At 66.6% G+C, this 21,965-nt stretch carries 21 protein-coding genes; 12 read left to right on the top strand and 9 right to left on the bottom strand.

Annotated elements, in window-relative coordinates; translation table 11 throughout:
* The gene (gene purT / locus SOM47_RS05410; RefSeq protein WP_320504964.1) at positions 1 to 1,188 is read right to left on the bottom strand and encodes a formate-dependent phosphoribosylglycinamide formyltransferase; all 1,188 of its coding nucleotides are present in this window, start codon (positions 1,186 to 1,188) and stop codon (positions 1 to 3) included.
* A gap of 132 nt (positions 1,189 to 1,320) precedes the next feature.
* Here purT and SOM47_RS05405 point away from each other — a divergent pair, with 132 nt between their 5' ends.
* From SOM47_RS05405 to SOM47_RS05385, 5 genes are all read left to right on the top strand, one after another.
* Positions 1,321 to 2,199 (top strand): SPFH domain-containing protein, encoded by an 879-nt coding sequence (locus SOM47_RS05405; protein ID WP_320504963.1) that lies wholly within the window; start codon positions 1,321 to 1,323, stop codon positions 2,197 to 2,199.
* Between the two features lie 61 nt (positions 2,200 to 2,260).
* Complete coding sequence (locus SOM47_RS05400) at positions 2,261 to 2,440, top strand: type II toxin-antitoxin system antitoxin (protein WP_042615160.1); 180 nt, start codon at positions 2,261 to 2,263, stop codon at positions 2,438 to 2,440.
* Positions 2,437 to 3,741 (top strand): alpha/beta hydrolase family protein, encoded by a 1,305-nt coding sequence (locus tag SOM47_RS05395; protein ID WP_249404316.1) that lies wholly within the window; start codon positions 2,437 to 2,439, stop codon positions 3,739 to 3,741. The genes SOM47_RS05400 and SOM47_RS05395 overlap by 4 nt, the downstream gene beginning before the upstream one ends.
* A complete protein-coding gene (locus tag SOM47_RS05390) occupies positions 3,738 to 4,337 on the top strand; it encodes a hypothetical protein (protein WP_192083130.1) in 600 nt (199 codons plus the stop codon). The genes SOM47_RS05395 and SOM47_RS05390 overlap by 4 nt, the downstream gene beginning before the upstream one ends.
* Positions 4,338 to 4,346: 9 nt before the next feature.
* Positions 4,347 to 5,150, top strand: coding sequence for a M15 family metallopeptidase (locus SOM47_RS05385; RefSeq protein WP_192083129.1), 804 nt, complete (start codon positions 4,347 to 4,349; stop codon positions 5,148 to 5,150).
* 123 nt (positions 5,151 to 5,273) lie between these two features.
* Here SOM47_RS05385 and SOM47_RS05380 read toward each other — a convergent pair whose 3' ends face one another.
* The 5 genes from SOM47_RS05380 to SOM47_RS05360 all read right to left on the bottom strand — a co-directional run bounded on the left by SOM47_RS05380 (position 5,274) and on the right by SOM47_RS05360 (position 9,545).
* Positions 5,274 to 5,948: a DNA-3-methyladenine glycosylase family protein gene (locus tag SOM47_RS05380; RefSeq protein WP_192083128.1), complete on the bottom strand. Its 675-nt coding sequence runs from the start codon at positions 5,946 to 5,948 to the stop codon at positions 5,274 to 5,276.
* Between the two features lie 3 nt (positions 5,949 to 5,951).
* On the bottom strand, positions 5,952 to 6,323 hold the full coding sequence (locus SOM47_RS05375) for a DUF423 domain-containing protein (RefSeq protein ID WP_192083127.1): 372 nt from the start codon (positions 6,321 to 6,323) through the stop codon (positions 5,952 to 5,954).
* 88 nt (positions 6,324 to 6,411) lie between these two features.
* Complete coding sequence (locus SOM47_RS05370) at positions 6,412 to 7,485, bottom strand: polyketide cyclase (protein ID WP_192083126.1); 1,074 nt, start codon at positions 7,483 to 7,485, stop codon at positions 6,412 to 6,414.
* A gap of 228 nt (positions 7,486 to 7,713) precedes the next feature.
* Positions 7,714 to 8,355 (bottom strand): response regulator, encoded by a 642-nt coding sequence (locus SOM47_RS05365; RefSeq protein ID WP_042615166.1) that lies wholly within the window; start codon positions 8,353 to 8,355, stop codon positions 7,714 to 7,716.
* Complete coding sequence (locus SOM47_RS05360) at positions 8,355 to 9,545, bottom strand: sensor histidine kinase (protein ID WP_042615167.1); 1,191 nt, start codon at positions 9,543 to 9,545, stop codon at positions 8,355 to 8,357. Before SOM47_RS05360 ends, SOM47_RS05365 begins: the two co-directional genes overlap by 1 nt.
* 140 nt (positions 9,546 to 9,685) lie before the next feature.
* On the opposite strand from SOM47_RS05360, the gene SOM47_RS05355 reads away from it, so the two are divergent.
* Genes SOM47_RS05355 through SOM47_RS05335 form a run of 5 tightly spaced genes read left to right on the top strand, consistent with a single transcriptional unit; the run spans position 9,686 to position 12,719 of the window.
* A complete protein-coding gene (locus tag SOM47_RS05355) occupies positions 9,686 to 10,282 on the top strand; it encodes a GNAT family N-acetyltransferase (RefSeq protein ID WP_042615168.1) in 597 nt (198 codons plus the stop codon).
* Positions 10,283 to 10,295: 13 nt separating this feature from the next.
* Entirely contained in the window at positions 10,296 to 11,075 is a 780-nt protein-coding gene (gene minC, locus SOM47_RS05350) for a septum site-determining protein MinC (protein ID WP_042615174.1), read from the top strand.
* Positions 11,076 to 11,117: 42 nt separating this feature from the next.
* Positions 11,118 to 11,927, top strand: a complete 810-nt coding sequence (gene minD / locus SOM47_RS05345; RefSeq protein WP_042615169.1) for a septum site-determining protein MinD — start codon at positions 11,118 to 11,120, stop codon at positions 11,925 to 11,927.
* A gap of 2 nt (positions 11,928 to 11,929) precedes the next feature.
* Positions 11,930 to 12,190: a cell division topological specificity factor MinE gene (minE, locus tag SOM47_RS05340; protein WP_042615170.1), complete on the top strand. Its 261-nt coding sequence runs from the start codon at positions 11,930 to 11,932 to the stop codon at positions 12,188 to 12,190.
* 49 nt (positions 12,191 to 12,239) lie between these two features.
* The gene (locus SOM47_RS05335) at positions 12,240 to 12,719 is read left to right on the top strand and encodes a hypothetical protein (protein WP_320504962.1); all 480 of its coding nucleotides are present in this window, start codon (positions 12,240 to 12,242) and stop codon (positions 12,717 to 12,719) included.
* 581 nt (positions 12,720 to 13,300) lie between these two features.
* Here SOM47_RS05335 and SOM47_RS05330 read toward each other — a convergent pair.
* The 3 genes from SOM47_RS05330 to SOM47_RS05320 all read right to left on the bottom strand — a co-directional run bounded on the left by SOM47_RS05330 (position 13,301) and on the right by SOM47_RS05320 (position 18,843).
* Positions 13,301 to 14,542 (bottom strand): DUF819 family protein, encoded by a 1,242-nt coding sequence (locus tag SOM47_RS05330; RefSeq protein WP_320504961.1) that lies wholly within the window; start codon positions 14,540 to 14,542, stop codon positions 13,301 to 13,303.
* 123 nt (positions 14,543 to 14,665) lie between these two features.
* Positions 14,666 to 16,744: a prolyl oligopeptidase family serine peptidase gene (locus SOM47_RS05325; RefSeq protein ID WP_320504960.1), complete on the bottom strand. Its 2,079-nt coding sequence runs from the start codon at positions 16,742 to 16,744 to the stop codon at positions 14,666 to 14,668.
* A gap of 131 nt (positions 16,745 to 16,875) precedes the next feature.
* Positions 16,876 to 18,843, bottom strand: coding sequence for an OPT family oligopeptide transporter (locus tag SOM47_RS05320; protein ID WP_320504959.1), 1,968 nt, complete (start codon positions 18,841 to 18,843; stop codon positions 16,876 to 16,878).
* A 141-nt stretch (positions 18,844 to 18,984) separates the two neighbouring features.
* On the opposite strand from SOM47_RS05320, the gene SOM47_RS05315 reads away from it, so the two are divergent.
* Both SOM47_RS05315 and SOM47_RS05310 read left to right on the top strand, forming a co-directional pair.
* The gene (locus SOM47_RS05315; protein WP_320504958.1) at positions 18,985 to 20,136 is read left to right on the top strand and encodes an acetyltransferase domain-containing protein; all 1,152 of its coding nucleotides are present in this window, start codon (positions 18,985 to 18,987) and stop codon (positions 20,134 to 20,136) included.
* A 76-nt stretch (positions 20,137 to 20,212) separates the two neighbouring features.
* Positions 20,213 to 21,964 carry a peptide MFS transporter gene (locus SOM47_RS05310; protein WP_320504957.1) on the top strand — a complete coding sequence of 584 codons (1,752 nt, stop codon included), beginning with the start codon at positions 20,213 to 20,215 and terminating at the stop codon, positions 21,962 to 21,964.
* The last annotated feature ends 1 nt before the right edge of the window (position 21,965 follow it).

Genomic DNA, 21,965 nt, shown 5'->3' with positions numbered 1-21,965 from the left:
TCAGGGCTTCAGGGTGACGCCGATGGCGGCGGCGGCATCGCGGGCGATCGCGCGGGCCTGGTCGGTGCTGTCGGCGCGCGCCAGGGTGACGCCAACGCGACGGTGGCCGTGCACGCTGGGCTTGCCAAACAGGCGCACGGCGGTGTCCGGCACCTGCAGCGCGGCGGCGACATCGGTGAAGTACGGCACACCCTCGCCGTGGGCCAGCAGCGCGCAGGACGCACTGGCGCCGCTCTGGCGGATCACCGGGATCGGCAGGCCGAGGATCGCGCGCGCGTGCAGCGCGAACTCGCTCAGTTCCTGCGACACCAGGGTGACCAGGCCGGTGTCATGCGGGCGCGGCGACACTTCGCTGAACCACACCTCGTCGCCCTTCACGAACAGCTCCACACCGAACAGTCCCCAGCCGCCGAGGTCATCGGTGATGGCCCGGGAAATCTCCTCGGCGCGTGCCAGCGCCGCGGCGGACATCGCCTGCGGCTGCCAGCTTTCGCGGTAATCACCGTCCTTCTGCAGGTGGCCGATCGGCGCGCAGAACGAGGTGCCGCCTGCATGCCGCACGGTCAGCAGGGTGATCTCGTAATCGAAATCGATGAAGCCCTCGACGATGCAGCGTCCGGCACCAGCGCGTCCACCGGTCTGCGCATAGGCCCAGGCCGGGGCGACGTCGGCTTCGCTGCGCAGCGTGCTCTGGCCCTTGCCCGATGAAGACATCACCGGCTTGACCACGCACGGCAGGCCGATCGCCTGCACGGCGGCGGTGTACTCCGCTTCGGTATCCACGAAACGATAGGGCGAGGTCGGCAGGCCCAGCGTTTCCGCCGCCAACCGGCGGATGCCTTCGCGGTCCATGGTCAGCCGCGCGGCACGCGCGGTGGGTACCACGCGCAGGCCCTGTTCCTGCTCCAGCTGCACCAGCGTCTCGGTGTGGATGGCCTCGATTTCCGGCACCACCAGATGCGGTTTTTCCAGCGCGATCAGCTCGCGCAGGGCCATCGCATCCAGCATGTCGATCACGTGCGCGCGGTGCGCGACCTGCATCGCCGGCGCGTCGGCGTAACGGTCGGCGGCGATCACTTCCACGCCCAGGCGCTGCAGCTCGATGGCCACTTCCTTGCCAAGTTCGCCCGATCCCAGCAGCAACACGCGGGTGGCGGAGGGGGACAACGGAGTTCCAAATGCGGACATGGTGGCGTTCCAGCGTCGAGGCGAAGGCGGACGGTCATTCTAGCCGGTCGCCCCTTTGCTGCCGACGAACGGCACTTGTGGAGTGATATCAATTTGATATCTTCCAATCCAGACCCTCAAGGATGTGCCGTCATGAAAGAGAAGCCGATCCGCTCCCTCAACGGCTTGGCCGTGCTGGCCGCCGTTGTGCTCATCGCCGGCCTTGCCGGCGTGGTGTTCCTGCTCGGCGCCACGGGCGCGAACGGGATGCGCCCTGCCCCGATGCTGCTGTTGGGCAGCGTTCTGGTGATGCTCCTGGCCCTGCTGTCCTTGGCTGGCCTGTACACCGTGCAACCCAACCAGGCCGCGGTGCTGAGCCTTTTCGGCAAGTACGTCGGCACGGTCAAGGACAACGGCCTGCGCTGGAACAACCCGTTCTTTTCCAAGCGCCGGGTGAGCCAGCGCGTGCGCAACTTCGAAAGCGGCAAGCTGAAGGTCAACGAGCTGGACGGCAGCCCGATCGAGATCGCCGCGGTGATCGTGTGGCAGGTGGTGGATGCCTCCGAGGCGGTGTACAACGTGGACGACTACGAAAGCTTCGTGCATATCCAGTCCGAGTCCGCGCTGCGTGCGATGGCCACCAGCTATCCGTATGACCAGCACGAAGAAGGCCAGCTGGCCCTGCGCAGCCATGCCAGCGAGATTTCGCTGCACCTGAAGAATGAACTGGCCGAACGTCTGGCCGATGCCGGTGTGCAGATCATCGACGCGCGCATCAGCCACCTCGCCTACGCTGCGGAAATCGCCCAGGCCATGCTGCAGCGCCAGCAGGCCAATGCGGTGATCGCCGCCCGCACGCGGATCGTGGCCGGTGCGGTGGGCATGGTGGAAATGGCACTGGCCGAACTGCAGAAGAACGGCGTGGTGCAGTTGGACGAAGAGCGCAAGGCGCACATGGTGAGCAACCTGCTGACGGTGTTGTGTTCCGACCGCGGCACCCAGCCGGTGGTCAACGCCGGCTCCTTGTACTGAGCCGGTATGACGGTGTCCTGCCGGCCGCTGGCCGGAACCCGCCGTTGAGCCAGGAGTATCCATGAGCGAGAAGAAAGCCTATCCACTGCGCATCAACGCCGATGTCCTGGCCGCGACGCAGCGTTGGGCCGACGACGAGCTGCGCAGCCTCAACGCCCAGATCGAATACATGCTGCGCGATGCCTTGCGCAAGGCCGGACGGCTGCCGAAACCCACCCCCTCGCAGGAGAGCAAGCAATGAGCAGGAACCTGGGCAGGCGCGCGCCGCGCATGTTGGTCGCCACCACGCTTTCGCTGCTGGCCGGGATCGCCACCGCCGCCGAACCGGCGCAGGTGGCCACGCAATTGCTGGATAACCTGCAGGCCGGCCGCGTGCAGGACACCGCCGCCATGCTGACCCCGGCGATGGCCTCGGCCGCGCCGGCTGATCGCCTGCAGGCGCTGTGGAATTCACTGGGCGAACTGCAGCAGCGCGGCCAGCCGACGGTGAGCAAGCAGCAGGGCATGCACCTGGTGGAGGTGCCGTTGCGCTTTGCCGGCGCGGCGGTCAACGCGCAGGTCGCGGTGGATGCACAGGACCAGGTCGCCGGCCTGCTGCTGCGCCCGGCAGCGGCCGAAAAGGCGGCTCCGCCACCGGCCGATGCGAACTACCGCGAGCTGGATTTCAACGTGCCGCAGGCACGCGGTGCGTTGCCGGGCACGCTGGCCCTGCCCCACGGCAAGGGCCCGTTCCCGGCCGTGGTGCTGGTGCACGGATCCGGCCCGCAGGATCGCGATGAAACCATCGGCGCGAACCGGCCCTTCATGGACATCGCGCGGGGACTGGCCGCACACGGCATCGCCGTGCTGCGCTATGACAAGCGCAGCAAGGCGCGGCCGCAGGATTTCCAGCAGCCGTTCGATGTCGACGACGAAACCACCGACGATGCGATCGCTGCGTTGACTGCACTCGCGGCGGATCCGCGCATCGATGGCCAGCGGGTGTTCGTGCTCGGCCACAGCCAGGGCGGCATGCTCGCTCCCCGCATTGCCACGCGCTGGCCGCAGGCACGCGGGGCGATCCTGTGGGCCGCACCCGCGCGCACCCTGCTGGACCTGCTGCCCGAACAGAACCGCTACCTGTTGAATCTGGACGGCAGCATCAGCGCGGCGGAACAGGCGTTCCTGGACACACTCGATACGCAGATCGCCGCGGCGCGCAGCGCCACACCTGCTGCTGCCAGTGCGCTGCCGTTGGGCGTGCCGCAGGACTTCTGGAAGAGCATCGAAGCGGTGGACGCACGCGCCGACGCCAGGGCCCTGCGCAAGCCGCTGCTGATGCTGCACGGCGGCCGCGATTTCCAGGTGCCCGACACCGATTGGACGCTCTGGCAGGCGGCACTGCAGGGGCGCAGCGATGTGCAGTGGAAACGCTACCCGTCGTTGAACCATATCGGCATCGCCGGCAGCGGCCCCGGTTCGCTGAAGGAATACACCCAGCCCGGCCATGTCGATCCGCAGCTGATCGACGACGCCGCACGCTGGATCGAGGCGCAGCGATGAGCGGCGGCAGTGATCCCCGCCGCTTCGCGGTCAGTGATGGCTCGCCACTGCGGCTGCTGTGGATCATCGCGCCGTTGCTGCTGTTCGTCGGCCTCACCTTGTATCCCCTGCGGCAGCCTGTCGAAGCCGGCGCGATGCCGTTCGCGGTCACGCTCACCCCGCCCTACTTCACCCTGCACGGCAGCGCAGCGTGGAGCCTGGCCATCGCCGCGCTGCTGACCGTGCTGCTGTGCTGGCTGTTCTTCCGGCGCCGGGTGGAGCTGGATGGCAGCGTGCTGAGCGTCCATTCCACGTTCTACCGAAAGCGCACCCCGGTGGAGCACATGGACCTGCCGAACGCCGCCGTGGTAGACCTTAAACAGGACCAGCGGCATGGCCTGCGGCACAAGATCAACGCCTACAGCATGCCGGGCTTCCACTCCGGACACTATCGCCTGCACGGCGGTGGCAAGGGCTTTGCATTGGTGACCGATGTGCACCGCGTGCTGGTGATTCCGGTGCGCGACGGACCGACCCTGTTGCTGAGCCTGGCCGAACCGCAATCGCTGCTGGACGCGCTGCGCCGGGCCGCCACGCCTCCCGGCCGTCCGCGCTAAGCTGGGCGCATGTCCAGATCCCTGCCCCTGCTGCTCAATACCGATGCCATCGAAGCGTGGCCGTCCGCGCTGCTGCGCGCCCATGGCAACGCCGATGCACGCCTGCTGGCGCGTGCCCGTTGGGTGCTGCGGCGCAAACGTGATGGCCGCTACCTGGCCGCCATCTTCGATCACGGCGTGCACTCGCTGATTCCACACCTGCCGCAGGAACCCGGTGCCGCCGAGGCACTGGACGCGCTGTCCTGGCTGAACCCGCAACGCGGCAGCGGGCCGCTGGAGCAGCGGCTGCTCTCACCCCAGGGCCTGCACGAACGCCTGGAGCAGCTGGGACTGGACGCCGATGCGTATGCCGCCGACACCGGCCTGGCACTGGAAGCCGAGCCGGTGCTGCTGCACTTGGCCGGGCGCGACCGCTTCGGCCGGCCGCTGTGGCTGCGCCGTGCAGCAGCGCAGGCGTGGCGACGCATGCGCCTGCAGGCGGCACGTGAAGGCATCACGCTGGACGCGATTTCGGGTTACCGCAGCCACGATTACCAGCTGGGTATTTTCGAACGCAAACTGGCGCGCGGCCAGCAGGTGGCGGAGATCCTGAAGGTCAATGCCGCGCCCGGATTCAGCGAGCACCACAGCGGAATGGCGCTGGATATCGGGATGCCGGGGGATCCGCCGGCCGAGGCGTCGTTTGAAGAGACGGCGGCGTACGCGTGGCTGCAGGAACACGCGGCGGAGCATGGGTTCCGGATGAGTTATCCGCGCGGGAATCCGCATGGGATCGTGCATGAGCCGTGGCATTGGCGCTGGTGCGGCAGCTGAAGAGCGTGACGACCAGCGGTCGTCACCCACCCAAGGCAGGATCGGCAACCGGTAGCGCCGAGCCATGCTCGGCGAGCGCAGCGGCAGCGCGCTGACGACCAACGGTCGTCACTACCGGGTTGGTCAGTCTTGGGAGCGGTTGGTCTTGATGGCCGGGCCTTCGCTGAAATCGGCGATGCGCCACAGGTACAGGCTGGCGTAGGTGCGGTAAGGCCCCCACTTTTCACCGCGCAGGGCGAGCGCCTTCGGCGTGGGCATCAGCTCGGCCTTGTCCACGCGCTGGGCGCCCTTGCGGATGCCCAGGTCATCCAACGGCAGGATGTCCGGGCGGCCCAGCCGGAACATGAGCATCATCTCCACCGTCCAGCGGCCGATGCCACGCACCGGCACCAGCGCCTGGATGATCGCCTCGTGTTCCATCACCGCCATCCGCCGCAGGCTGGGAATCTCGCCGGCGGACTCGCGCAGGGCCAGGTCACGCAGCGCCAGTGCCTTGTTGCCCGACACCCCGCACGCGCGCAGCGCCACATCGTCGATGCGGCCCAGCGTATCGGCATGCAGGCGGGCACTGCCGATGGCCGCCTCCACCCGCCCCACGATCGTCGAGGCGGCCTTGCCGCTGAGCTGCTGGAACAGGATCGCCCTGGCCAGTGCATCGACCGGATCGAATGATTTCCGCCAGCCCTCCGGCGCCGGCAGCGGACCCAGTCGGCGCATCCACGCCGCCAGCCGGCGGTCACTCCGGGCAAGCCAGGCGTGCGCCTGCTCCACGTCGAAGCCGCGCGCGAAGCGGGGCATGGCTCAGCGCCTCAGCGCATCGATGGCCACCAGCGCCCAACCCAGCATCAGCGCCATGCCACCCACCGGCGCCAGCCGCGTGGACCACTGCCACAGCGCATTGCCGGCCAGGCTGCCGGCGAACAGCAGCGTGCCGAGCAGGATCACGTACAGCGCCAGCCGACCGAACGTGGCCGTGGCACGCGGCCCCAGCGCCGCCAGCACCGCACCGTGGGCAAAGGCATACAACGCGGCCATGTTGAGGTGCTGTTGCGCCAGGGGCTCGCTGACGCCGTGCGAGGCATAGGCGGACAGGCCGATGGAAGCCGCTGCCAGCAGCGCACCGAGGCAGGCCAGCAACGAGGGCCTGCGCGCGCGTCGATCAATCGCAAACATGTCCACTCCTTTTCCAGCAATGCCAAAAAAAAACGCGCCGCAAGATGCGGCGCGTTTTTGTTTTCTACGTTACATCAGGCGTCCAGATTTACTTGACGGCCCAGTAGATGTCGTACGTACCTTCCGGAGTGAAGGACTTCTGCACGCCACCATTCCAGGTCTCGTACGGACGGTCGATCACTTCGTTGCCGCCGGTCACCGACCAGGCGCGCAGTGCATTGCGGGCAACGTCCAGGCCAGCCACGTGACCGGTGTAGGTCGCATGGGCCGAACGGTGCGGAGCAACGCGGACGTACTTCACCGGGGCGCCACCATCGATCTTGACCGCCAGCTCTTCGGCCGGCACGCCTTCGGTACCCTTCTTCTTCACCGGCTGGGCGACGTCGAAGGCGTACTTCTCGGCACCGAAATCGGTGGTGATGATGCGGAACGGGCCGACGGCTTCGAGGTCGTTGGCCTCCATCACGCGCTTGATCCATTCTTGGTTGTCAGCGATGGACTTGGTGATGGTGGCTTCGCCACGATCCACGTTGCCCGCGGTGACCACCAGCAGGTCTTCGGCGGGGACATCGACGATGGCCAGGTCGTTCAGCGGTGCTTCGGCGGTGCGGTAGTCCACGTTCGGCACGGTGGCCAGCATGTTCGCCATGCGCGACAGACCCATCTTCAGGTCGTCACCGATGTGGCGGCTGACGTACAGGCCGGCGTAACGACCAAACAGGTCGAAGCCATACTTGACGTTGTATTCCTGGGTGATCTTGACGTTGCGGCCATCCTTGCCGGTCGGCTCCAGGATGAAGGCGGTCGTCTTGTCGTGACCCTTGGTGGCGTCTTCGATGGCGATGGCGACGCGCTTGTTCTGCTCGCTCTCGGTGATCTTCCAGGTGCCGTTGCCCAGGTCCTTGGACGCGTAGTCCAGGGTGGCGCCGACGCCGGCAGCCGGGCCGGAGAACTTCAGGTCGGTAGCGGGATCACGCAGCAGGAGGGGGTTCCAATCCTTGAAGCGACGCAGGCTGTTGACCGTGTCGTACACGATCGTCATCTTGCGGTTGGTCTCGATGCTTTCCGAAATATGGCGCTCGCCCGGGAGGACCACGCCAATGATGACGAACAGGCCAGCCACGATCCCCAAGGCGATCAGGAACTCGATAATACGGGTCATTCAGAAGTCTCCGGGGCCGATCCCACGGCCGGGTTGAGTGAAGCGAAGCGCCAATCCTAGCAGCTTCGTTGGCTTTGTTGATCTGGTTTGGACCACCGGTTTCCGTGTCGACAACCGATTTGTACAGACAAGGGGCCGAAGGGTAGCGCACATGGGCCACCCACCAGTAGGGGGCAGACGGAGGTTACCGGTCCATATTATCGGTAAACCCCCGCCGTTGAACGGTTTTCAGACCAATTGAAGCTCGAATGCCTTGAGCACGGCACGGGTCCGGTCGCGCACGCCCAGTTTGGACAGGATATTGGACACGTGGTTCTTGATCGTGCCCTCGGCCACGCCCAGCGAATTGGCGATTTCCTTGTTGGAGAAACCGCTGGCCATCAGCCGCAGGATCTCGGTTTCGCGATCGGTCAGCGGATCCGGGCGGTCCAGGCTGACGAACTCGTTGCGCATGTGCTCCAGCCCGGAGAGCAGCCGCTGGGTCACCGCCGGCTGCACCAGCGACCCGCCTTCGGACACGGTGCGGATCGCTCCCACCAGCTGGTCCAGGGTCACGTCCTTGAGCAGGTAGCCCTTGGCACCGGCCTTCAGCCCGGCCAGCACCAGCTGGTCGTCGTCGAAGGTGGTCAGGATGATGGTCGGCGGCAGCTGCTCCAGCTTGGACAGCATCTGCAATGCCTCCAGCCCGGACATGGCGGGCATGCGCATGTCCATCAGCACCACGTCCGGCTTGACCTGCGGAATGATCTCCACGGCCTGGCGCCCATCCGCCGCCTCGGCGATCACCTCGATGCCATCGTCCAGCGCCAGCAGTGAGCGGATCCCCTGCCGCACCAGGGTTTGGTCGTCGACCAGGCAGACGCGAATCATCAACGAACTCCTTCAGGTGCGGTGCTCAGCGCCAACGCTGGGACACCAGGAACCGAGGCACGCAGGCGGAAGCCCTGTCCCCGGTGGGTTTCAATCTGCAGCTCTCCACCACATTGTTGCAGGCGCTCGCGCATTCCGCGCAGGCCATTGCCCACCATGATGCCATCAGCGCCGTTCCCATCGTCACGCGCCTCCAGGCTGACCCCGCCGGCTTCGCGGCGGACGGTGATCCACAGGTTGCGCGCACCGGCGTGGCGCACCGCATTGGTGATGATTTCCTGGGTGCACCGCAACAGCACGTGGGCCCGCTCGGGGTCTTCCACGTTCAGCGGACTGGGCACGTCCAGGTGGACGTCCAGCGAGGGCACGCGCTGGGTCAACGGGCGCAGCGCCGCAGCCAGGTCGATCGCCCCGCTGTCGCGCAGCTGGCTGACCGCCTCGCGCACGTCGGTAAGCAGCAGCTTGGCCAGGGTATGCGCCTGGTGCACGTGCTCCTGAGCGCGGCCCTCGGTGATGTGGCCGGCCACTTCCAGGTTCAGGCTGAGCGCGGTCAGGTGGTGGCCCAGCAGGTCATGCAGTTCGCGGGAGATGCGCGTGCGCTCGTTGACCCGCGCGCTTTCAGCCAGCAGTACGCGGGTGGCGCGCAGTTCGGTATTGAGCTGGCGCTGCTCCTCGCGGGCGTCGGTCTGCTGCCGTGCGACCAGGCTGGTCACGAAGATGAACATGGAGAAGCCGCCATACAGCAGCGACTGCATGACCGCTTCGAACAGCGGGAACCTCAGCAGCACGTAGTAGACGGGGGCCACCGCCAGCTGGCTGACCAGCAGCCACAGCACGCCATAGCGCGCCGGCAGCATCCACGGGATGACCCCGGCCGCCACCATCATCAGGATGCTGCCCAGCCCGGAACCGCTGAGGAAGCTCACCCCCAGCGCGGAAATGGTCAGCAGCACCAGCATGCCGCGATCAAGCCAGCTGGCATGGCCGCCGCTGCGCAGGTCGCGGGTCAGCCGGAAGTAGGCCCCGCCGAATACCAGGTAGGCGGCGAACAACAGCACCGCCCCGCCGTTGTCGCTGGCCGGCCGACGCAGGTTCTCGATCTGCGAGTAAACCAGGGGAAGACCGACCATGACCCAGGTGAACAGGCCAGCCAGGCGGAGGACACGGGTATGACTGAGGGCTCCCAACATCCCTGCATCTTAGGCTGAACCTGGCCTGCGTCACTCCCACGGAAGTCATGCCCCGGTTTCCCCCGGCAGCGCCCCCCCCATGCAATAATCAGTGGGAAGGGCCCCGCAACGGGCAACATGCACCACCCCACGGAGTCTCAATGTCGATTGTCATCCGCGACGTGCGCGAGCATGAGCTCGATTCCGTCCTGGCCTTGAACAACAACGCCGGTCTGGCGATCCTGCCGTTGGACGCGCACCGGCTGCACCTGTTCTATGAAACCGCTGAGTATTTCCGCGTCGCCGAGCGCGACGGCAACCTGGCCGGGTTCCTGATCGGCTTCGGCAGCGAGAGCCAGCACGACAGCAGCAACTTCGCCTGGTTCAAGCAGCAGCTGCCCAGCAGCTTCTTCTATATCGACCGCATCGTGGTGGCCAGCCGCCGCCGCGGTGGTGGCGTGGGCCGGGCGTTCTACGCCGATGCGCAGAGCTATGCCGAACTGCGCTATCCGCAGATGACCTGCGAGGTCTTCCAGGACCATGGCGCTGATGCGGCGCTGCTTTTCCACGGCAGCTTCGGCTTCCGCGAACTGGGCCAGAACACCATGCCGCACGTGGATGTCCGCGCCAGCATGCTGGCCAAGGAACTGTGCAGCTATGCCTGGGTGAGTGATACCTACGGCGGCAAGCTGCCGGACGTGGCATGGGCGCGTGGCCGGCAACGGCCCGCCCCCGCCCAGCAGTCGACGGGTACTTGAGGTGGCGGTGAACATGGATTACGAACAGGCCGGTGAACTGAAGATCGGCCAGGTAGGTATCGCCAACCTGCGCATTCGCACGATGGATGTGGAGCGTCTGGTGCAGGAGATGAACGAGCGGGTCAACCGCGCGCCCAAGCTGTTCGGACGCGCCGCGGTGATCCTTGATTTCGGCGGCCTGAGCCGCACCCCGGACGTGGCCAGCGCCAAGGCGCTGCTGGACGGGCTGCGTGGCGCCGGCGTGCTGCCGGTGGCACTGGCCTACGGCACCTCGGAGATCGAACTGCTGTCCCAACAGCTGGGCCTGCCGCTGCTGGCCAAGTTCCGCGCACAGTACGAACGTGCCGACGCCGAGCCGGCCCCGCCCCGTGCAGCCCCCCCGGCGGCTCCCGCGCGCGAACCGCGCCGCGCCGCGCCCGCGGTCGCCGCATTGGCCGCCGCGCCAGTGCCGGGTGAGACCCCCAAGCCGGGCCGCATGCAGCTGGCCAACGTGCGTTCGGGCCAGCAGCTGTACGCTGAAAACTGCGACCTCACGGTGATGGGCACGGTCGGCGCGGGCGCCGAAGTGATCGCCGATGGCAGCATCCATATTTACGGCACCCTGCGCGGACGCGCGCTGGCCGGTGCCCAGGGCAATACCGCGGCGCGTATTTTCTGCCGCGATTTCCATGCCGAACTGGTGGCCATTGCCGGCCACTACAAGGTATTGGACGATGTACCGGACAACCTGCGCGGCAAGGCCGTGCAGGTCTGGCTGGAACAGGACCAGATCAAGATCGCTGCGCTGGATTGACTTTGTCGCAGCCCCAACCAGAACAAGAGCAGGAGAAGTCCTTTGGCTGAAATCATCGTAGTCACCTCCGGCAAGGGCGGCGTCGGCAAGACCACCACCAGCGCAAGCCTTGCCTGCGGCCTGGCACGTCGTGGCAAGAAGGTGGCGGTGATCGACTTCGACGTCGGCCTGCGCAACCTCGACCTCATCATGGGCTGCGAGCGCCGCGTGGTGTACGACTTCGTCAACGTCGTGCACGGCGAAGCCACCCTCAAGCAGGCCCTGATCAAGGACAAGCGCTTTGACAACCTTTACGTGCTGGCTGCCTCGCAGACCCGCGACAAGGATGCGCTGACACAGGAAGGCGTGGGCAAGGTCCTGAAGGACCTGGCCGCCGATGGCTTTGAATATGTCATCTGCGATTCGCCGGCCGGCATTGAAAAGGGCGCGTTCCTGGCCATGTATTTCGCCGACCGCGCCGTGGTGGTGGTGAACCCGGAAGTGTCTTCGGTGCGCGACTCCGACCGCATCATCGGCCTGCTGGATTCGAAGACCCACAAGGCAGAAAACGGCCATGACGTGCCGGCCTTCCTGCTGCTGACCCGCTACACGCCGGTGCGCGTGGAAGCCGGCGAGATGCTGAGCATCACCGACGTGGAAGAAGTGCTGGGCCTGAAGGCCATCGGCGTGATCCCCGAATCCGGCGATGTGCTCAATGCCTCCAACAAGGGCGAACCGGTCATCCTGGACGGCGAGTCACCCGCCGGCCAGGCCTATGACGATGCCGTCGCGCGCATCATGGGCGAAGACCGCCCGATGCGCTTCACCGCCGTGGAGAAGAAGGGCTTCTTCAGCAAGCTGTTCGGAGGGTAAGCATGGGCCTGTTCGATTTCCTGAAAGCCAAGAAGACCACCGCCGAGACAGCGAAGAACCGCCTGCAGATCATCATCGCGCAGGAACGCAGCCACCGCGGCGGTCCCGATTACCTGCCGCTGATGCAGCGCGAGCTGCTGGAAGTGATCCGCAAGTACGTCAACATCGATGTCGATGCGGTAAAGGTCGACCTGGTCAAGGACGGGCAGCACGACGTGCTGGATATCTCCGTCGCCTTGCCGGAAGGGCCCGAAAAGCCCTGATCCCCTGCCCTGCCCGCGCCAGCCGCGGGCGGGGTTTCTGCTCGATGCCATGAACGAACCCGCCCCCGAACCGTCGGTCACCCGCGTCGGCGACATCGCCTTCGACGATGCCGCGCGCCTGCTGTCCGGGCATGGCCTGCAACTGCACCACGTGGCCGCCGGTGAGCCGATCCCCGGCAGTTACTGGGGCGAGCCCGAGGCCGGCATCATCGCCAGCGATGTCTACGTACGCGATGACACGCCGGTGCATTCGATGCTGCATGAAGCCTGCCACCTGATCGTGCTGCCGCCGGAGCGGCGTGCGCTGGTGCATACCGACGCCACCGATTCGGTGCCCGAAGAAGATGCGACCTGTTACCTGCAGATCGTGCTGGCGGCGGAGCTGCCGGGGGTGGGCAGCGCGCAGCTGATGGCGGACATGGATGCGTGGGGGTACACGTACCGGTTGGGGTCCACGCGGGCGTGGTTCGAGGGTGATGCCGAGGATGCGCGCGCTTGGTTGGTCGAACGGGGGTTGTTGGTCGGCTGAGTCGTGCTTCGAGTTACGTGGACTGCGAGGGCGCGGGCGGGCCAGGCTGCACGGGACACGCCGCAAGTACGTCCATGTAGGCTACGTCGCCGCATCCCTGCGGCTCAGTGTCCCGTGCAACCTGCCCCACCCGCGCCTGCCAGCTCAGCGCGACCGTTGGGGAAAAAGAAGAGCAAGAGCGGTAGCGCCGAGCCATGCTCGGCGGCTCTTTGACGGCCACGGAGGGATTCCGCCGAGCACGGCTCGGCGCTACCTGCTTCTGCTTTTTTCTTTTCCCCTCCGCCGGCGCCTGCCAGCTCAGCGCGACCGGTGGGGAGGAAAAAAAGCAAGAGCGGTAGCGCCGAGCCATGCTCGGCGGCTCTTTGTTGACGGCCACGGAGGAACTCCGCCGAGCACGGCTCGGCGCTACCTGCTTTTTTCTTTTTTTCCCTCCGCCGGCGCAATGCTGGCTCGCCGGGGGAGGCGGGGGTCGGCGGGACACTGAGCCGCAGGGATGCGGCGACGTAGCCTACATGGACGTACTTGCGGCGTGTCCCGCTGATCCCCGCCTCCCCCGGCGCCCCATGCAAACAGACAAAAAACTACTGCCCCGCCAACGCCCGCAACGTGATCCCCACCACGTACGCCAGGTACGTGCCGGTCGCATACCCCATCGTGCCCAGCAGCACGCCCACCGGCGCCAGCGCAGGATGGAACGCCGCAGCCACCACCGGCGCCGATGCCGGCCCACCGATATTGCTCTGCGAACCGATGGCGAAGTAGAAGAACGGCACGTGCAGCAGCTTGGCCAGCAGCCACAGCAGCACGATGTGCACCGCAATCCAGATCAACCCCAGCGCGAACAACCACGGACGGTCCAGCAGCGCCACCAGGTCCATCTGCATGCCGATGCAGGCAATCAGGAAGTACAGCAGCAGCGAGCCCACCCGCGAGGCGCCCACGCCTTCCAGCGTGCGCGCACGGGTGAAACTCAGGCCCAGGCCCAGCGTGGTCGACAACACCACCACCCAGACGAACGGCGCGTCCAGGCTGAACTGCGACGCCCAGCTGACATGCAGCTTGAACCAGGCCGCCAGCGGGGCGCCGATGGCGTGGGCCAGGCCGACACCACCGAAGGCCACCGCCACGATCGACATCAGGTCGGTCAGGGTGGGAATGCGCTCGTGCTCGGCCTGGAACCGCGCGATCCGCTCCTTCAACGCATCGATCGCGGAGGTATCGGCGCCACTGCGCGCATCGATCTTCGCCGAGCGCCCGGCCAGGAAGATCAGTACCGCCATCCACACATAGCCCACGCCCACGTCCACCACCGCGAACTGGCCGAAGGTGGTCGCATCGACGTCGAACACTTCGCGCATCGCCAGCATGTTGGCACCGCCGCCGATCCAGCTGCCGGCCAGCGCGGCCATGCCAGCCCAGGTGTCGCCGGCCACGGTTTCCGGGTGCAGCGCGCGCATCAGCAGGAACGCCACCACCGCACCGAGCATGATGCTGGCCGAAGCACCCAGGTACATCAGCACCAGCTTCGGGCCCAGCCGCAGGATCGCCTTGATGTCCACCGCCAGGGTCAGCAGTACCAGTGCCGCCGGCAGCAGCACGTCACGCGCGATCGGGTTGTAGAGCCGGGTATTCTGGCCATCGATCAAGCCGACCGTGTTGTAGATGCCGGGCAACAGATAGCACAGCAGCAGCGCCGGCACGAAGGCATAGAAGCGCTTCCACGGGCCCTGCTGGCGCGACGCGGTCCAGAACACGGCACCGAGGGTGGCGGCGATCAGGCCGAAGACGACGATGTCGTTCTGGATCAAGGGAGTCGAGACCATGCCAATCCAGGGGTAGCGCCGAGCCATGCTCGGCGAGCGCAGCGGTGGACAGAAGCCGCCGAGCATGGCTCGGCGCTACGGAAACCAAAAACGCCGCCCCGGGGGGCGGCGCTTCAACGCGGCTTACTGGCCGATGTGCTGCTTCAACCAGGCATTCACCGTGTCATGCCACAACACGCTATTGGCCGGCTTCAGCACCCAGTGGTTCTCATCGGGGAAGTACAGGAACTTGGAGTCGATGCCCTGGCGCTGCGCGGCGGTGAACGCCGCCAGCCCCTGCTCGACCGGGATGCGGTAATCCAGCTGGCCGTGGATGATCAGGATCGGCTTCTTCCAGTCCGCTACATGGTTGACCGGATTGAACTTCTCATAGTTGGCCGGCTTGGCGAACGGCGTACCGCCCTGCTCCCACTCGGTGAACCACAGCTCTTCGGTGGCATAGCCCATCATGCGCTGGTCGAACACACCATCATGGTTGACCAGGCACTTGAACGGGCTGTTCCAGTTGCCGGCGATCCAGTTGACCATGAAGCCACCGTAGCTGGCGCCCAGCGCGCAGGCCTTGTCGCCGTCCAGGAAGGAATACTGCTTCAACGCCGCATCCCAGCCCTTCTGCAGGTCTTCCAGCGGACGGTCGCCCCAATGCTGGCTGATCGCATCGGTGAAGGCCTGGCCGTAGCCGGTGGAACCGTGGAAGTCGATCATCACTACCGCGTAGCCCTGGCCGGTATAGGTCTGCGGATTCCAGCGGTAGCTCCAGCCATTGCCGAAGCTGCCCTGCGGGCCACCGTGGATCAGGAACGCCACCGGGTACTGCTTGCCTTCCTGATAATCGTGCGGCTTGACCACGTAGCCGTGCACGGTGTCGTTGTTCCAGCCCTTGAACTCGAACTGTTCGTAGTCACCGAAGGACACGTCCTTCAGCACGTCACCGGCTGCGGGGGTCAGCGCGCGCAGCTCGCCGATCGGCTGGCCAGCGGGCGGCAGCAGGCCGACAAGTACCTGGTCGTTGCTCTTCAGGCTGTTGCGGGTGATGGCCACGCTGTTACCGGCCACGTCCACGGCGGTCACGCTGCCATCGCCGATCAGCTTGTCGACCTGGCCACTGGCCACGTCCACGGCGAACAGCGGGTGCTCGCCCAGCTCATCGGCGGTGGTGTAGATCGTGCTGCCATCGGCGGACAGCACGATGCCACCGGCCGAACGATCCCACTCCGCAGCGATCTCACGGCTCTTGCCACTGGCCAGGTCCATCGCCATCAAACCGAAGCGGTCCGCTTCGAAGCCCGGGCGCTTCATCGCGCGGTAGAACACGGTCTTGCCGTCGGCGCTGAACACCGGGCCGGCATCCCAGGCCGGGTTGGCGGCAGTCAGGTTGACGGGTGCCTGCTTGCCGGCCGCGTCGAAGCGGTACAGATCAAAATTGGTGGACCACGGTTCTTCGCGGCCGGCCACGCGGATGCTGGCGACGACGCTGGTGCCATCCGGCGACCAGGCGAAATCATCATTGCCACCGAACGGCTTGGACGGCGCGTCGCCGGCCAGGGTGGCGCTGAGCGCGGAGGCGCCCTTCACCCCGGCAGCCTTGCCGGTCGGCAGCGGCGCGACGAACAGGGTGTTGCGGCGGCCATCGTTCCAGGTGTCCCAGTGGCGCACGAACATCGAATCGAACACCTGGCCGCTGGCCTTGGTGCCCTTGATCGCGGCCAGCTTCTTTTCGGTGCAGGCCAGGTCCGAACCGCAGTCCTGGAAGACGCCGGCGCTGAACAGCACGCGGTCGTCCTGCGGAGACACGTGGTAGCTGTCCACGTCCACCGGGAAATCGGTCAGCTGGCGCGGCGTGGTGCCGTCCAGTCCCTGCGCGTACAGCTGCTGGCTGCCGTTCTTGGCGCTGAGGAAGTACACGGTGCGGCCATCGGCCGACAACGAAGCGGAGCTGACGTTCCAGCCGCTCGGGGTCAGCTGCTTGGGCGGTGCGGCATCGCGGGTGCGCAGGTTGCGCACGAACAGCGCATTGCTGGCCTTCTGTTCGTTGTCCACGCTGCGCTTGGCGAACACCACGCTGCCGCCATCGGCCGTCAGCACCGGCGAGGAAACGCGGTCCAGCGCGATCAGGTCGCGGACATCGAGGCCGCGGGCAGCAGCCACGGACGGCAGCGCCGCGAGCAGGCTCAACGGCAACAAGGCATGACGCAGTTTCATCGGTTCTCCGCGGGACGGCAAAACGTCGATGGTAGGCCCCGGCACGGCAGCCTGCCAAGGCCATCGGTCATGCCCCCGGACAGGAAAACGCCGGGCATGGCCCGGCGCTTCCCCACTTCCCGCTGGGCCGATCAGCCGGCGTTGGCTTTCTTGCCGGTGCGGTAGATCAGCCAGCCGACCAGGAACAGCACGGCCAGGCCGATCCACTGCGCGGCCGGCAGCGTGAACGGCACCGCCAGCACGTCGGCGCGGCCACTGACCACGATCGGCACCGCGATGGCGATACCCATCAGGGCTTCGCCGGTGATCAGGCCGGCGGCGAACAGCACGCCCGGCTTGTGCACGCGGTCGCGGCCTTCTTCGTCATCGGCACGCACCTTGTGGAAGCGCTCCACCAGGTAGGAAATCAGGCCGCCGAGGAAGATCGGCACCATCAGTTCCAGCGGCAGGTAGATACCGATCGCGGCAGCCAGCACCGGCACGCGGAAGCGCTTGCCGGTCTTCTTCAGCCACTCATCCAGGGCGATGATGGCGGCACCGACCACCGCGCCCATCATGATGAAGTTCCACGGCAGTTCGCCGCCGAACAGGCCGCGCGCGACCGACGCCATCAGGTTCGCCTGCGGGGCCGCCAGCGCGTTCGGATGCTCCGGGGTCGGGGCGCCGATGCCGTAGGCGGTGGCCAGCAGGTTCAGCACCGGGGCCATGATCAGCGCGCAGGAGAACGCACCGATGCCCAGCATCAGCTGCTGCTTCCACGGCGTGGCGCCGACGATGTAACCGGCTTTCAGGTCCTGCAGGTTGTCACCGCCGACGGCCGCCGCGCAGCACACCACCGCACCGATCATGATCGCCGCCACCGCGCCCAGCGGTGCACCGAAGGCGCCGACCGGGGTCAGGCCATCTTTGCCCAGCAGCAGCACCAGCACCGCCGAAGCGAACAGGATGGTGGAGATGGTGATGCCCGAAACCGGGTTGTTGGACGAGCCGATCAGGCCGGCCAGGTAGGCCGATACGGAAACGAACAGGAAGCCGGCGACGATCATGATGATGGTCATCGGGATCGACACGTGCCACTGGCCGACGATGGCCTGGTACAGCGCCAGCAGCGGCAGGGTGAAGGCCACCAGCGCCACCAGCATCCACTTCATCGGCAGGTCGCGCTCGGTTTCGGCCAGCGCCGGACCGGAGCTCTTGCGGGCCGCGGCGAAGCCACTCTTGACGCCGCTCAGCAGCGATTTGCGCAGCGAGAACAGGGTCCAGATGCCACCGATCAGCATCGCGCCCACACCCAGGTAGCGCATCTTCGCGCCCCAGATGGCGAACGCCGCATCGGTGGACGAGGCGGTGGCGATGGACGCGGCCAGCGCCGGGTCGGTCTGCAGGAAGAATGCCTGGTAGACCGGGATGGCGATGTGCCAGGTGAGGATCGAGCCGGACACCACCACGATGCCGACATTCAGGCCGACGATGTAGCCCACGCCGAGCAGCGCCGGCGACAGGTTGGTGCCGATGAAGGCGGTGATCTTCGAACTGCCCAGGTAGGCCGAGGTGGCCCAGGCATCCGGGATCAGGCGCATGCCGCTGGCCGCGGCGACCTTGACCACCGCGCCAATCACCGCGGACAGGCCGAGGATCTTCAGGCCCGGACCGGGGTTCTCACCGGCCTTGAGCACTTCGGCCGCCGCTTTGCCTTCCGGGAAGGGAAGCGGATCTTCGACGATCATCGAGCGCCGCAGCGGTACCGAGAACAGCACGCCGAGCAGGCCACCGAGGCCGGCGATGCCCAGCACCCACCAGTACTTGAAGTCCGGCCAGTAGCCCATGATCACCAGCGCGGGAATGGTGAAGATCACACCGGCGGCGATCGACGAGCCGGCCGACGCGCCGGTCTGGACGATGTTGTTTTCCAGGATGGTGCCACCGCCCAGCAGGCGCAGCACGCCCATGGAGATGACCGCCGCTGGAATCGCGGTGGCGATGGTCAGGCCTGCGAACAGGCCCAGGTAGGCGTTGGCGGCCGACAGCACCACGGCCAACACGATGGCAAGCACCACCGCGCGGAACGTGAGCTGCTTGGGCGCAGCGACGTTGTTCATTGAAGCCCCTGATACGAAAAAATCCCTGCAACGCTAGCGTCCGGCCTGCGGCAAGTCCAGCACGCCGGTACCCGGCCCTCGCACGGGCCGGGGCCTAAATGATATGTTATATCCTTTCCAGACCCCTTCCAGCGCGCCCGCATGCCCCCTTCCGTCTCCACCCGGCTGGCCTCCATCGACCAGCTGCGCGGCACCGTGATGCTGCTGATGCTGCTCGACCACGTCCGCGAAACCTTCTTCCTGCAGCACCAGGTCAGCGATCCGATGGACGTGACCACGGTGTCCCCTGCCCTGTTCGCCTGCCGGCTGCTGGCCCACCTGTGTGCACCGGTGTTCGTGCTGCTGACCGGCCTGTCGGCCTGGTTGTACGGCCAGCGCCAAGCCGATCCACGCCGCGCCATCGCCGGCTTCCTGTTCAAGCGCGGCCTGTTCCTGGTGGTGCTGGAGCTGACCCTGGTCAACTTCGCCTGGACCTTCCAGTTCCCGCCGGACACGATCTACCTGCAGGTGATCTGGGTGATCGGCCTGAGCATGATCGCGCTGGCCGGGCTTGTCTGGCTGCCGCGCAGCGTGCTGCTGCCACTGGCGCTGCTGCTGGTGGCCGGGCACAACCTGCTCGATGGCGTGCACGTGCAAGGCGACGGCGTGCTGGCCACGCTGTGGAAGGTGCTGCACCAGCGCGACTGGATCGTGCTCGGCGATGCGCTGCGCCTGCGTACGTCCTATCCGTTGCTGCCGTGGATCGGAGTGATCGTGCTGGGCTACCTTATGGGACCGTGGTTCGCCGCCACGCGCCCGCCGGCACAGCGTCAGCGCTGGCTGCTGTGGGCCGGCTGGGGCGCGCTGGCGGCGTTCATGCTGCTGCGGGCGCTGAATGTCTACGGCGATGCGCCGTGGCAGTTGCAGCCCACCACGCTGCAGACACTGATGGGCATCTTCAACATCACCAAGTACCCGCCTTCGCTGCTGTTCCTGCTGGCCACCCTCGGCGTGGGCCTGCTGCTGCTGCGCCTGTACGAAGTGCCGGCCGTGGCCGCCGCGCTGCAGCCGCTGGCCCGGATCGGTGCGGCGCCGATGTTCTTCTACCTGCTGCACCTGTATGTGTTGAAGCTGATGTACCTGGCCGCGCTGGCGCTGTGGGGACCCACCAACGGCGCGCTGTTCGCGGTGGAATCGGTGGCCGCGCTGCTGTTGATCAGCATCGCGCTGGCGCTTCTGCTGTACCTGCCGACCCGTGCCTTCGCCGCACTGAAGGCTCGCCGCAAGGACCTCGCCTGGCTGCGCTATCTGTGAGGACGGCTGGCACTTTCCGCGCATCCACGGAGTTCTGACCGCATAATCGCCGGCTTCATTGCTTGCCCCCGAACCGATGACCGCCATCGCTGCCAATGACGATTTCCTGGGCCACCCCAAGGGCGTCTACGTCTGCTTCTTCACCGAAATGTGGGAGCGCTTCTCCTTCTACGGGATGAAGGCGCTGCTGCTGCTGTACCTCACCAAGTACCACCTGTTCGGCGACAAGGCCGGGCTGGACCTGCTCGGTGCCTACGGCGGGCTGGTGTACTGCATCCCGGTGTTCGGCGGGATGCTGGCCGACCGCTGGCTGGGCATGCGCCGGGCGGTGCTGTTCGGCGGCGTACTGCTGGTTCTCGGCCACCTGGGCATGGCCTTCGAAGGGCACGCGGCCTACCTGGAAAACGGCCAGGTGGTGCGCGATACCGGTGCATTGACCATCACGTACCTGTCGCTGGCGCTGATCATCATGGGGGTGGGCTTCCTCAAGCCGAACATCTCCACCATCGTGGGCAAGCTGTACGCCGAAGACGATCCGCGCCGAGATTCGGGTTTCTCGCTGTTCTACGCCGGCATCAACCTGGGCGCCCTGTTCGCTTCGCTGGTGTGCGGCTTCCTGGGTGAAGCCTACGGCTGGAAGTACGGTTTCGGTGCGGCCGGCATCGGCATGCTGGTCGGCCTGGGCATGTTCCTGTGGGGGCAGAAGTACCTGCACGGCCACGCCGAACCGCGTGATCCGGCTTCACTGCGCGAACGCGTGCTGGGCCTGCCGCGCGAATGGCTGATCTACGTCGGCGCGGTGCTGGCGGTGCTGCCGGTGGCCTGGCTGATGTGGGCCGCCGGCAACGGCGCCTTCGCACTCGGCGGTGAAATCAGCCTGGCGCTGATGCTGATGCTGGTGGTGCTGGGGGGCGTGCTGCTGTGGTTTGCCTGGTTCACCGGCACCCGCTGCACGCCGGTGCAGCGCCAGCAGATGATCGCGCTGATGGTGCTGATCCTGATGGCGCTGGTGTTCTTCACCCTGTACGAGCAGAGCTACGGCTCATGGGTCACCTTCACCGATCGCCTGCTGACCAAGGACATCGTGCCCGCGTTGGTGATCCGCGAGGGCACCCCGTTGCCGTGGTCGATCCTGTCGCTGCTGCTGGCGCCGCTGGGCTTCGTGGTCAGCGCGCGGCTGTCCGACCGCTCGCCCGGCTCCGCGTGGCCACGCCGCATGTTCATCGCCATCGTGCTGGTGATGCTGGTGCTGCTGGTCCGCGATTGCCTGGTCATCCCCCAGACCGCCGGTTCGCTCACCTACCTGGGCGGGTTGTTCCTGGTGGTGCTGGCGCCGTTGTTCGCACTGCTGTGGGGCTGGCTGGACCGCCGCCGTGCCGAACCGGGCAAGGCGATGAAATCGTCCATCGGCCTGGTGCTTGGCGCATTGTCGTTCGTGCCGCTGGCGCTGGCCGCGCAGCAGGTCGGCGCCACCGGCCAGATGGCCAGTGTGTGGTGGCTGGTGCTTGCCTACTTCCTGCTGGCCAGTGGCGAGATGTGCCTGTCCCCGGTGGGCCTGTCGGCGGTCACCCAGTTGGCGGTGCCGCGGGTGGTCAGCCTGATGATGGGCACCTGGTTCCTGGCCACGGCGTTCTCTGAAACGCTGGCCGCGCTGTTCGGCAAGCTGGCCGCCATCGAAGTACCCGAAGGCGAAACGCTGGACGTGGTGAGCGCCTCGGCCAGCTACGCCCACCTGTTCTGGCTGCTGATGTGGATCGGCCTGGGCTGCGCCGTGCTCGCCTTCGCCACCGCCCCCCTGCTGCGCCGCATGATGCACGGAGTGAAGTAAG

The sequence above is a fragment of the Stenotrophomonas sp. CFBP8980 genome (assembly GCF_034046095.1).
Taxonomy (GTDB): Bacteria; Pseudomonadota; Gammaproteobacteria; order Xanthomonadales; family Xanthomonadaceae; genus Stenotrophomonas; species Stenotrophomonas lacuserhaii.
The sequence above is the reverse complement of the archived record's forward strand: the minus strand, read 5'-3'. Positions and strand labels throughout refer to the sequence as shown.